Here is a 10,231-nt window from a genome sequence, read left to right on the forward strand (position 1 = left end):
GCGTATAATCGTCGGCAGCGTCAGATGTGTATAAGAGACAGCCCCAGGCCGTGGCGCATCAGAGGACGGTTGACGAAATCGTTCTGTCCCACGGTGGCGACATGCGCAGGTTGGCCGCGCGCGTCGCGGAACTGGAGGCGCTGACCGCCGACATGGCTGCGAACGGCGTGGACGACATCGCCGGGGCTGCCCTGGACGACGCCGAAGCCCGCGCCACCCAGGCCGAAGCCGAGCGGGACGCGCTCTTGGCTGCCACCGGCTTCAAGCCGGGTCCGCTGGGCGACGGGATGCGCCGCAAGGTGATCCTTGATGACGTCGGCGGCCTGCGTGACGCCATGGTCAAGGCACGGCGTGAAGCGGCTAAGGCCCAAGATGACGCCATCCTCTGGCGCGCGACGGCGGACGAGGAAGGAGTGCGGCAACCCCTTCTCCTGACGGTGTGGAAGCAACGACGCGCCGCCACCGCCGAGCGTGACGCGTTGCAGGCCGCCCTTGCCGCCGCAGAGGCGCGAGAGGCCAGCATGCGGGAGGTGCTGGACGACATCCACGGGATGGCATCGGCGGCCATCGGCCCGAACTGCGGAGCCGGGGCAGACCTGATCCGTATCGCCAAGCGCGCCCAGGAAGCCGCCGCCCTCTCGGGCGCACAGCAGGCGCCGGAGGTGACGGGGCAGGCGCAGGGCGGGGACATCGCGCGGGAGCTGGCGGAGGCGGTGGACGGCCTGCTGAAGTGCCCGGAGATCGCCGACGCCGCCCCAGAGGATGTCGATGAGGAAACCCGCGTCGCGGAGCGGAAGGCCCGACAGGTGCTCTCCCGGGCCCGCGCCTCCGGCCTCCTACCCACCGAGACGAGGGAGGCCCAACATGGAGGTCAGTGACGCCATGCGCGACTGGCTGCGCTGCTACTTGGCCGTCAGCCAGAACGGCAAGCGCTTCGAAACCAACTCCGTCTGGACGCGCGGGAAGGGCGACAGCCACCGCGGCCTGAAGGCCTGTCGGAACCGCGGCCTCATCACCAGCCACGCCGACGACCACCATAACGCTGGCGGCCATCGCCACGACCTTACCGCCGCCGGCCGGGCCGTCGTGGATGAGATGCAGGTGGACGTTGACCGCCGCCGTGCTGAATGGGATCGCGCTCAATACGCTGGGGAGCCCGCTCTATGCGCCAGCCTCCTGCCCAAGAGGGAGGATGGGAATGGGTGACGTGGCGTGCCTACTCAACCCCGATGCCGTCCGGGCCTTCGTCATGAGCCGCCTCCACGCAGCCGGTGACTGCGGAGACACGCAAGGCGCTCTCCGGATGAAGCTCCTGGCCGCCCTTGACCGTGAGGCGGCGCGTGCAATCGCCGGGGCCATTGACGAAGCGGAGAAGGCGGGGGGCTGTCGTTGCTATCAGGCGGCATTCGTCGGGGAACCGCTACGCTCTGGCGGGGTTCGGAACTCCCGTCCCGGCGGCGGGAAAGCCGAAGCCGAAAGCGCGACAGCAGCGCTTGGGACCGTTCTCGGAACTGCCTGGGCCTGTTGCAGCCACGACATCGGCGATGGTCGACGCGACGCGCACAGTCCCACGGCAGGCGTCTCACTGCAAAGGCGATCTCGCGTCGCCCGGTCTTGAGCAGTACAGGCGCTACAACGAGAAGAACCGAGACGCCCGCGGGGCGCAGGGAGAGGCATCATGAGCCGCACGCACGAACTCAAGGCCGACCTGACGCCATTCTCCGATGTCGCATCCGGTCTGAAGCGATGTGAGATCCGGCAGGACGACCGTGGATATCAGGTCGGGGATCGGCTGCGCCTGCGCGAGCATGACCGATACTTCATGGCATACACCGGCCGGGAGTGCATCGCCAAGGTGATGCACATCCAGCGGGGCTATGGCCTGCCGGACGGGCTGGTGGTGATGTCCATCGACGTGCTGGCGTCCAACGTGGCGCCGGGGGCGCAGGGAGAGGGGGCGTAGGGGATGGCGGACGCGACGCCACGCTGGATCACCCGATCCGAACTTGCTCGCGACTTGAGCGTCAGCGTAGAGACGGTTGACGCGCTCGTTGCGAAGGGGAAGCTACCAAAGCCGGTGTATCTCACGCCGCGCCTGCCGAGGTTCGACAGGACGGCAGTAGACGCCAAGCTGTCCGGAAACCGCAAGCTGGATGCTTCCACTCTTTGGGACGAGGCCATGAATGGAAAAACTGCCCAGGCACGTTCAGCGCGTCCGAAAGCGACTCGCGGACGGCAACTATAGGGAATATCTCTACGACAGGCGCACGCGTGTTGCGCTCGATCCGGACACGCTGGAGCCGATCGGTTCGCCGGAGGCAGACGCGGAGCCTGAGCAACACACGGTCGGCATGGTATGCGAGGCGTTCCGGAAAAGCCCAAAGTACCGAGGCGCCGCACCGAACAGCCGGAGGATCTACGATCGCTGCATGGACATTATCGCGGACAAGCGAAACTTGCCCATCGCAGGCTTGCGCCGTCGCCACGTGCTCGCGTTCCGGGACGAGAATGCGCACCGCCCCGGTGTAGCAAATCAGTTGGTCAGCTTTCTCAGCGGCCTGCTGTCCTTCGCTGTTGACCGTGAGTGGGTGGACTACAACGTCGCTCTCAGGGTTGAGCGGCTGAAAGCTGGAGAGTGGGAGCGATGGACCGACGAGGCACTGGAGAAGGCTCTCAAGTCGTTCCCGTCGCGGTTGCGGCGGGCCATCATCCTTGCTCTCTATACCGGGCAGCGACTCGGCGATTGCCTTTCTATGCGCTGGTCGGCCTTCGATGGAGCGGGCATCCACGTGCTGCAGGCGAAGACCAAAGAGCCGGTCTATATCCCGTGCCACGAGGTGCTGCGGCAGGAGTTGGCGGAGTGGAAGAGGGACGCCAAAGGTCTAACCATCCTTCAAACCGTCCAGGGGCGCCCGTGGACAGCCAGCGGTTTTCAGGTGGAATGGCGCAAGGCCAAGGTGAAGCACGGTATCCCGTTCCAGTTCCATGGCCTGCGCAAAACGGCAGCCGCGAAGCTGGCCGAAGCCGGATGCAGCGATCGTGAAATCATGGCGATTACCGGCCACCGCTCCACCAAGGAGGTGAGCCGTTACACCCGGCAGGCAGACCAGCGTGTCCGTGCGGAAGCGGCGATTCGGAAGCTTGAAACCGTCCGTGTAAACCGCCCAAAAACCAACTCATAAGCTACTGATTTTGCTGGCTTCAAAGGTTCAGAAGCGGCACCACGTCGCGCATCATGTCGCCCGGCGCCCAGTCCAGCCACACGCCGCGCACAAGCGGGCACCACAACAGCACCGACAGCGCCAGGACCGCAGGCATCTCCCATGGTGGCGAAGCACGCTCCAGCAATGTCTGGCCCGTCGCCACGCACAGGGGGCGCAGCACCCCGACACCCAGCACCAGCAGCGCGCCAATGGCCGCCTCCGCCGGGCGGATCTCTGCCGGTGCCGGCGCGCTCAGCAGGCCGTAGAGGACGAGCGCCAGGAACAACCCGGCGGCACGCCACGAAGCCACAATCCTTCCGGCCACGCGTTTCCCGTCACCCACCCTGCTCGAACAGGTGTCAGGATTTCATGACTCGCCGAAAAAAGGAATAACCGATTGGAACCGCAACGATCAGGCGTAGCGCAACTCAGCCCGATCGAGGCGATAGAACAACCCCTCCAGAGGGTTCAGCCGCAACGTGCCGGTCATCAGCACCGGCGCCTGCGATTCGCGGACCGGGATCTGGCTGTGGACGTGCAGCATCGTGGAAGGGCTGGGCCTGTGGCAGGCCGGGCAGGAGATGGGATTGGCGGCGAGGATAAAGCGGTTGTGGGAAGGCGCGTCGCTCAGCGGCACCATGAAACCACGCACCGTCACCAGCTTTCCCTCCAACGCCTTGACGCGGGTCGGAAAGACCGGATTGGCCGCTGGCCCCTCCATGCGGACCTGCACCAGATCCCGCCACAAAGCCGTGGTGTTGTCCAGCGGCAGATGGAACGGTCCGGCGGGATGCATGGGTTCGCTGGCGTTGGTGGCCCAGATCGCCCAGCCGGCCACCGGGGCCAGCGCAAGCGGCAGCAGAACCTGTCGGCGCGACGTCATGGCTTCCTCCCCCTCGATCCTGCCCGTTTCGGTCGTTCGTTCGACCGTTCTTCGATCCCGTTCATTGGATCGTTGAAGGCATCCTGTGCGGCCTTGCCCCAGACCGTCGTGCTTGTGGCCGAATTGTTCCCGAGCCTCCGCCCAAGGTCAACAGGCGAGCGATAGGCCATACGTAAGATGCCGCCGCCCAGCGACTTCGGGCACCGCTTCGCCGACCTATGGGATTGACGCGGCCGCCGACCTATACTTTGTAAGAGCGGCAACCACCGATAAAAACCTTACGAGCGGGAATCAACGCGGCATGCAAAAAGGGTCAGCACCGAAGGACAAGCCGGCGCATCTCCGCCTGTCCGAAGACCAGACCACCGAACTGGCCGACATGTTCCGCCTGATGAGCGACCCCAGCCGGCTGCGCATCATCCTGGCCTGCCTGGACACGTCGACCTCGGTCGGCGACATGGCGGCGGCGCTGGGCCTGTCGCCGTCCCTGGTCAGCCATCACCTCCGCCTGCTGCGGGCGGGACGGTTGATCCAGGCGGAACGGCGCGGCAACCGCGTTTTCTACCTGATCACCGACGAGCACATACGGCGCGTCCTGTCGGACATGGTCGACCATGTGGCGGAGGAAAGCGAAGGGGATCTGGAAGCGTAAGGCGGTTGCGGCGGCCCAGGCCGCCACAACCTGTTGAAGCCTTTATAACAAATACGCAATAGGATTTGACCGCCATGCCGGTTGCGCCGCATAGTTCCAATCATGCTGCGGCGCATCAAACCGTTGTTGCACGAATGGCTTGAAGAATCGGGCCAGGAAACAAAGGGTGTTGGCATGGAGACGTTCCGCTTCCAGCCGGGGGAAACCCCCGTCCTGCTCAGCATCCCGCATGTCGGCACCGTCGTGCCGCCGGACATCGCGGCCACCATGACCGACTCCGCCCTGGCGATGCCGGACACCGACTGGCATCTCGACCGGCTCTATCACTTCGCCCCGGCGCTGGGCATCGGCTTCCTGAAGCCCATCCTCTCGCGCTATGTGATCGACCTCAACCGCGATCCCGACAGCGCCCTTCCCGCCCCCGGCGCCAGCAGCACCGAACTCTGTCCCCTCACCACCTTCGATCACCAGCCGGTCTACCACCCGGGACAGGAGCCGGACGCGGCGGAGGTGCGGCGGCGGATCGCCGCCTATTGGCGCCCCTATCACGAGCAGCTCAACGGCGAGCTTCAGGCGCTGAAGGAACGCTTCGGCGTGGCGGTGCTGTTCGACGCCCATTCCATCCGGTCACGCGTGCCGCGCTTCTTCGACGGGCAGATCCAGGACTTCAGCCTGGGCACGGCGGAGGGGACCAGCGCTTCGCCGGCACTGGTCGGCCGTGTGATGAACGTGCTCACTGCGACCGGGCGTTTCTCCTCGGTGCAGAACGGGCGGTTCAAGGGCGGCTTCATCACCCGCCGCTACGGCAATCCCGCCGACAACATCCATTCGATCCAGCTCGAACTGTCGCAGCTCACCTACATGGACGAAGAGGCTCCCTTCGGCTTCCGCGAGGAGTCGGCGCGTCAGCTGCGTCCGACTCTGGAGCGGTTGCTGAGCCTTGTCGTCGAGTGGGCGTGGGAGAACGCCGCCGGCCGGCGGCGCAGCGCCTTCCTGTAACGCCCTGCCCGGCCCTCAGACCCAGACGCCCCGCACATAGGGCGTCAGCTGCGTGTCCTGCATGATGATGTGGTGGACCAGCCAGTTCGCGGTGAAGGTGTAAATCCGCTCGGCGTTCTGATGCGTCGGGTCCCGCGTAAAGACCGCGGACAGTTCACTCAGCGTCCGCACCGCCTCGTGATGCTGGCGGACATGCTCCTCGAACTTCGGGTAATGCACGGCCTGCATGATCTTTTCTTCGCGGGCGAAATGCTGCTGGGTGTATTCCAGCAATTTCATAAGGATCTTGGCAACGCGCACCGGCATGAAGCTGCGCGAATTCAACGCGGCGTCCAGTTCGTTCAGATACTCGATCAGGTGCTTGTGATCTTCGTCGATGGACGGCTGGCCGACGCTGAGCTGCCGCCTCCACGTAATGACACTCATGAACCCTCCGCACCCTGTCTTCCGCGGCCACCGGGCAATTCCGCCGAAAGCCACCGCATTGAAGGGAAGCGCGCCGTATCTGCGCAACTGAAGATCAAGGTGCGCAAACCGTCAAGGAACCGTAAATACCAGACGCCGCGCCCCTTGTTACCGCCGACTCCGCGACCAGCGGCCTTTGCCTGCATTATGGGCGCATTTTCTACAAAACGAACGCATACGATCGTCACATGGCATTTTGCCGCACCAAAACAAAGACGTGAAAAGGCAGGGGAAACGTCATGTTTCCGCCTGCCTTCACATCGATCTTACGAAGAAGAGGCGACGATCAGCCGCCCCAACTTACCTGTCAAACAACGTCCGATCAGCCGACGATCGAATAGCCGCAATCCACATAGGTGGTGCTGCCGGTGATGCCCTTGGCTCCGTCGGTCGCCAGGAAGGCTGTGGTGTAGCCGACCTCTTCGATGGTGACGAGGCGCTGCTCCGGCGCGCGTTCCGCAGCCTTCTCCATCAGCTCGTCGAAATGCGCGATGCCGGAGGCGGCGCGGGTCTTGATCGGGCCGGGGGAGATGGCGTGGACGCGGATGCCTTTCGGGCCCAGTTCCGCCGCCAGATAGCGCACGCTGGCTTCCAGGGCGGCCTTCACCGGACCCATGACGCCGTAATTGTCGATCACGCGGTTGGCGCCGAAATAGGACATGGTGAACAGCGAGCCGCCGTCCTTCATCAGCGGCTCCGCGTAGCGGGCCATGCGGATGAAGGAGTGGCAGGACACGTCCATCGCCATCTGGAAACCTTCGCGCGAGCAATCGACGACACGGCCGTGCAGGTCGTCCTTCGGAGCGAAGGCGATGGAATGCAGCGCGAAGTCCAGCTTGCCCCACTTCTGCTCGATCTTCTCGAAGATGGCCTTCAGCTCACCCTCGCCGGTGACGTCCACCGGTTCGAAGATCTCCGCTTCGAGCTGCTGGGCCAGCGGCTCGACGAAGCGCTTCGCCTTGTCGTTGAGGTAGCTGACCGCGAGATCCGCGCCCAGAGCGCGGAATGCGCGGGCGCAGCCCCACGCGATCGACTGATCGTTGGCGATGCCGAGCACGAGGCCCTTCTTGCCTTCAAGAGTGGCGGCGGCGGGGATGATCGTGGTCATAGGCTGGCTTTCCCGGATTGCAAGGTGGCCGGATTCAGAGTGCGCCAGATCGGATCACTCGAATTGTGCAACGCACCATAATGCAATCGAAGGTCATAGGCAACTTGTTAAAGTCGCAATATATCCGACATTATCGCTTTGTTTATCCGTAACACAGCCTTCACACAGCGAAGATGCGAAGTCCGCAGCGGTAATCCATACCTCTTTCTTGCGTATTCATACCGAATACCGCAACAAAAACAAAGGCCCCACCTTCTGGAGGGGCCTTTTCATCGGACCAGCTTTTATGGAACCGGAGACGATCAAACGGCGCCGGGCGTGAAGGACGGCGGATCGCTGGCCGGGAAGGATTCCATCGACGCCTCGTCCACCTTCTCCTTCTCGTCGGCGTCGTCGTAGATGTCACCGGGATGGCGCGAGTACCGGTGGACACCCTGATCCACGTCTTCGGCGGGGGTGCCCGCCCCGTGGTGATGGCCGCCCAAATCCTCCATCATCGCCTTGGCCGGGCAATAGCCGGTCAGCCCGCGGGCGACCAGGGCGCCGCCGGCCAGAGCCAGAGCCGCCCCACCGACGGTCGGACGGCGCAGCCCGAGCACGGCGAGAAGCCCGCCGCCGACCAGCGACACCAGGCGTTCGGTGTGCCCGACGTTGATCATGCGTTCGAGATCGTCCGGCAGGGCCGCGTCGCGGCTGCCCATGCCCTGTTGGCTCGTCATCGCCATCGCTGCTCTCCTCGATCTTTTTCTATGGTCACTGCTGCGGGGCGGGCGGCGTGGACCCGCCCTGGTGTCCGCCCTGGTCCGGCGCCGGTGTGCCGCCGGTCGAACCGGACGAGCCCGGCTGTGCCGTCCCGTCGGGCTTGCGGGCCGTATCGGCCAGCGTGCGGGCCTGCGACAGCTCGCGGTTCAGCCGGTCCACCTCCTGCGACAGGCGCTGCACTTCCGACTGAAGCTGCGGCGATCCCGTAGCGCCGCCCTCCGGCATACCAACCGCGGCGAGGGCCGCACCGTCGCGCATCCAATAGGGCTGGACCCCGTAATAGGTGTGCAGCGCCACCGCCCATTGCCGGTCCGACATGTCCGGACGGTTGGAGCGGGTGAACTGCGGCGCCGCGGTCAGCCGATCCTTGGTCACGTTCAGGACATAGCCGTCACCAGCCTGTGCCGGCTGGACCAATGCCCAGGGAACCGGGAAGTTGCGCTCGCCCAGACCGAGGAACCCACCGGCTTCGACCACGGCGTAGGCGACGCGCCCCGTGTTCGGATCGACCACCAGTTCGGAAATGGAGCCCATCTCCTCGCCGCTGGCGTTGTGCAGCTTGGCCTTCGACAGGTCGTCGGCGGCGACCACGCGCGGATGCTCGACCGCGCGCAGCAAGGCGTCGGCCTCGCCCAGGATGGTCTGGCAGGCCGGCTCGCCGCCCCGCTGCCCGGCGCGCTCGGCGGTCTGGCGCAGGGCACGGAGCTGGCCGATCTCCTGCGGGCTGATGGAGGCGGGAGTCTGGTTGCCGGCGGCCTCCAGCGCGCCGATGCGCTGGCCCAGCCGGTTCACCCCCTCCGGGCAGGTCTCGGCAAGCGCCGGCCAAGGCCCGAGCGCCCCCGCGATCATGGCGGCGCTGAGGAGCAGGCGTTTCATCGTGGGTGCCTCCGGCTTGGTTTCCGTGCGTGTGGTTCTCACGCTTGGAAAACAGCACGGCCAAGGCGGAGGTTCCGCGAATGCTTCTTCCGCGAAGCGGTCAGCCCGGAAGCGGCAACCCGCCCCGCTGAACGATGAAGGACTGGACCGCGTCCACCCCCTGCCCCGTCTTGATGTTGGTGAAGACGAAGGGCCGGTCGCCACGCATCTTCTTGGCGTCGCGGTCCATCACCTCCAGGCTGGCGCCGACCAGCGGGGCAAGGTCGATCTTGTTGATGACCAGCAGGTCCGACCGGGTGATGCCCGGACCACCCTTGCGCGGAATCTTGTCACCCGCCGACACGTCGATGACGTAGATGGTCAGGTCCGCCAGTTCCGGCGAGAAGGTGGCCGCCAGATTATCGCCGCCCGATTCCACGAAGATCAGGTCGAGGTTCGGGAACTTGCGGTTCATCTCGTCGACGGCGGCGAGGTTGATCGAGGCATCCTCGCGGATCGCCGTGTGCGGGCAGCCGCCGGTCTCCACCCCCATGATCCGGTCCGGCTTCAGCGCGCCGGAGCGGGTGAGGAACTCGGCGTCCTCCTTGGTGTAGATGTCGTTGGTGATCGCCGCGACCTCCCAATCGTCGCGCATGCGCTTGCACAGCGCGTCGGTCAGCGCCGTCTTGCCGGAGCCGACCGGCCCGCCGATGCCCACGCGCAGGGGGCCACCATGGCTCTTGGAAATCGGGGCGGTCATGAGCGGAACAACCTCGTGTATTGGGTTTCGTGGATCATGGAGGTCCAATCGACGGCCATGGCGCGGCTGCCCAGATCGTCGAGCGGGGCGGCCAGCGCGGCCTCCGCCGCAGAGTGCACCACGGAATCGAGCGCCGCCAGGGCCTTCTGCCCGTCCGTCTGCCCCAGCGGCACCAGCCGCACCCCGGCGGAGACGAGGTTGGCGGCGAAGGCGTGCAGATAGGCCGACAGGGCGGGGCCTTCCGGCACGCCGATCGACGCGGCGGCCAGCGCCACCGCGACGGCGTAGGCGACCGGGCGGCCGGTGCCGGCGATCACTTGGTCCCAGCGCTCCATCCCCTCCAGCGGCCACGCAGCGCGCACGGCGATGAGGAAGGCCTGCCCCTGCGCGCGGCTCTCCAGCGCGGTTTCCGAGGAGGCGCGCATGGCGTCGGCGCGCTCGACCGCCCAGGCGAAGCCCGCCTCGTCGCCCGCCAGCACGGCGCGATGGGCGGCCACGAAGAGCTGTCTCTTATACACATCTGACGCTGCCGACGATTATACGC

14 protein-coding genes are annotated in these 10,231 nt (G+C 65.7%); 6 read left to right on the plus strand and 8 right to left on the minus strand.

Annotated elements, in window-relative coordinates; translation table 11 throughout:
* Positions 1-26 precede the first annotated feature (26 nt).
* The 4 genes from Q4I23_RS25960 to Q4I23_RS25975 all read left to right on the plus strand — a co-directional run bounded on the left by Q4I23_RS25960 (position 27) and on the right by Q4I23_RS25975 (position 3,182).
* On the plus strand, positions 27-878 hold the full coding sequence (locus Q4I23_RS25960) for a hypothetical protein (protein ID WP_498528119.1): 852 nt from the start codon (positions 27-29) through the stop codon (positions 876-878).
* Positions 865-1,206 carry a hypothetical protein gene (locus Q4I23_RS25965; protein ID WP_498528120.1) on the plus strand — a complete coding sequence of 114 codons (342 nt, stop codon included), beginning with the start codon at positions 865-867 and terminating at the stop codon, positions 1,204-1,206. The genes Q4I23_RS25960 and Q4I23_RS25965 overlap by 14 nt, the downstream gene beginning before the upstream one ends.
* 472 nt (positions 1,207-1,678) lie before the next feature.
* Complete coding sequence (locus Q4I23_RS25970) at positions 1,679-1,963, plus strand: DUF3850 domain-containing protein (protein ID WP_498528121.1); 285 nt, start codon at positions 1,679-1,681, stop codon at positions 1,961-1,963.
* 220 nt (positions 1,964-2,183) lie between these two features.
* On the plus strand, positions 2,184-3,182 hold the full coding sequence (locus tag Q4I23_RS25975) for a tyrosine-type recombinase/integrase (protein ID WP_498528122.1): 999 nt from the start codon (positions 2,184-2,186) through the stop codon (positions 3,180-3,182).
* Positions 3,183-3,201: 19 nt separating this feature from the next.
* Here Q4I23_RS25975 and Q4I23_RS25980 read toward each other — a convergent pair whose 3' ends face one another.
* Both Q4I23_RS25980 and Q4I23_RS25985 read right to left on the minus strand, forming a co-directional pair.
* The gene (locus Q4I23_RS25980) at positions 3,202-3,513 is read right to left on the minus strand and encodes a hypothetical protein (protein WP_498528123.1); all 312 of its coding nucleotides are present in this window, start codon (positions 3,511-3,513) and stop codon (positions 3,202-3,204) included.
* A gap of 102 nt (positions 3,514-3,615) precedes the next feature.
* Positions 3,616-4,086 carry a hypothetical protein gene (locus tag Q4I23_RS25985; protein ID WP_498528124.1) on the minus strand — a complete coding sequence of 157 codons (471 nt, stop codon included), beginning with the start codon at positions 4,084-4,086 and terminating at the stop codon, positions 3,616-3,618.
* Between the two features lie 301 nt (positions 4,087-4,387).
* Between Q4I23_RS25985 and Q4I23_RS25990 the strand changes: the two genes are divergently transcribed.
* Together Q4I23_RS25990 and hutG are read left to right on the plus strand one after the other, a co-directional pair.
* Complete coding sequence (locus tag Q4I23_RS25990) at positions 4,388-4,738, plus strand: ArsR/SmtB family transcription factor (protein ID WP_014240322.1); 351 nt, start codon at positions 4,388-4,390, stop codon at positions 4,736-4,738.
* Between the two features lie 174 nt (positions 4,739-4,912).
* Positions 4,913-5,737, plus strand: a complete 825-nt coding sequence (gene hutG / locus Q4I23_RS25995) for an N-formylglutamate deformylase (RefSeq protein WP_454018303.1) — start codon at positions 4,913-4,915, stop codon at positions 5,735-5,737.
* A gap of 15 nt (positions 5,738-5,752) precedes the next feature.
* Here the strand turns inward: hutG and Q4I23_RS26000 are convergent, their stop codons facing one another.
* From Q4I23_RS26000 to Q4I23_RS26025, 6 genes are all read right to left on the minus strand, one after another.
* Complete coding sequence (locus Q4I23_RS26000; protein WP_237903660.1) at positions 5,753-6,163, minus strand: bacteriohemerythrin; 411 nt, start codon at positions 6,161-6,163, stop codon at positions 5,753-5,755.
* Positions 6,164-6,524: 361 nt separating this feature from the next.
* Positions 6,525-7,310 carry an enoyl-ACP reductase FabI gene (gene fabI, locus Q4I23_RS26005; RefSeq protein WP_014240318.1) on the minus strand — a complete coding sequence of 262 codons (786 nt, stop codon included), beginning with the start codon at positions 7,308-7,310 and terminating at the stop codon, positions 6,525-6,527.
* A 302-nt stretch (positions 7,311-7,612) separates the two neighbouring features.
* On the minus strand, positions 7,613-8,029 hold the full coding sequence (locus Q4I23_RS26010) for a YgaP-like transmembrane domain (RefSeq protein ID WP_498528125.1): 417 nt from the start codon (positions 8,027-8,029) through the stop codon (positions 7,613-7,615).
* A gap of 34 nt (positions 8,030-8,063) precedes the next feature.
* Positions 8,064-8,948, minus strand: a complete 885-nt coding sequence (locus tag Q4I23_RS26015) for a PRC-barrel domain-containing protein (protein ID WP_498528126.1) — start codon at positions 8,946-8,948, stop codon at positions 8,064-8,066.
* Between the two features lie 100 nt (positions 8,949-9,048).
* Positions 9,049-9,687 (minus strand): urease accessory protein UreG, encoded by a 639-nt coding sequence (ureG, locus tag Q4I23_RS26020; protein ID WP_014240314.1) that lies wholly within the window; start codon positions 9,685-9,687, stop codon positions 9,049-9,051.
* The gene (locus Q4I23_RS26025; protein WP_498528127.1) at positions 9,684-10,205 is read right to left on the minus strand and encodes an urease accessory protein UreF; all 522 of its coding nucleotides are present in this window, start codon (positions 10,203-10,205) and stop codon (positions 9,684-9,686) included. Before Q4I23_RS26025 ends, ureG begins: the two co-directional genes overlap by 4 nt.
* Positions 10,206-10,231 lie beyond the last annotated feature (26 nt).

It is taken from the genome of Azospirillum sp. UFLA03-27 (genome assembly GCF_059803775.1).

Coding starts and splice junctions, on each gene's coding strand:
- Q4I23_RS25965 (WP_498528120.1), top strand. CDS start 865: ATGGAGGTCAGTGACGCCATGCGCGACTGGCTGCGCTGCTACTTGGCC.
- Q4I23_RS25970 (WP_498528121.1), top strand. CDS start 1,679: ATGAGCCGCACGCACGAACTCAAGGCCGACCTGACGCCATTCTCCGAT.
- Q4I23_RS25975 (WP_498528122.1), top strand. CDS start 2,184: ATGGAAAAACTGCCCAGGCACGTTCAGCGCGTCCGAAAGCGACTCGCG.
- Q4I23_RS25985 (WP_498528124.1), bottom strand. CDS start 4,086: ATGACGTCGCGCCGACAGGTTCTGCTGCCGCTTGCGCTGGCCCCGGTG.
- Q4I23_RS25990 (WP_014240322.1), top strand. CDS start 4,388: ATGCAAAAAGGGTCAGCACCGAAGGACAAGCCGGCGCATCTCCGCCTG.
- hutG (WP_454018303.1), top strand. CDS start 4,913: ATGGAGACGTTCCGCTTCCAGCCGGGGGAAACCCCCGTCCTGCTCAGC.
- Q4I23_RS26000 (WP_237903660.1), bottom strand. CDS start 6,163: ATGAGTGTCATTACGTGGAGGCGGCAGCTCAGCGTCGGCCAGCCGTCC.
- fabI (WP_014240318.1), bottom strand. CDS start 7,310: ATGACCACGATCATCCCCGCCGCCGCCACTCTTGAAGGCAAGAAGGGC.
- Q4I23_RS26010 (WP_498528125.1), bottom strand. CDS start 8,029: ATGACGAGCCAACAGGGCATGGGCAGCCGCGACGCGGCCCTGCCGGAC.
- Q4I23_RS26015 (WP_498528126.1), bottom strand. CDS start 8,948: ATGAAACGCCTGCTCCTCAGCGCCGCCATGATCGCGGGGGCGCTCGGG.
- ureG (WP_014240314.1), bottom strand. CDS start 9,687: ATGACCGCCCCGATTTCCAAGAGCCATGGTGGCCCCCTGCGCGTGGGC.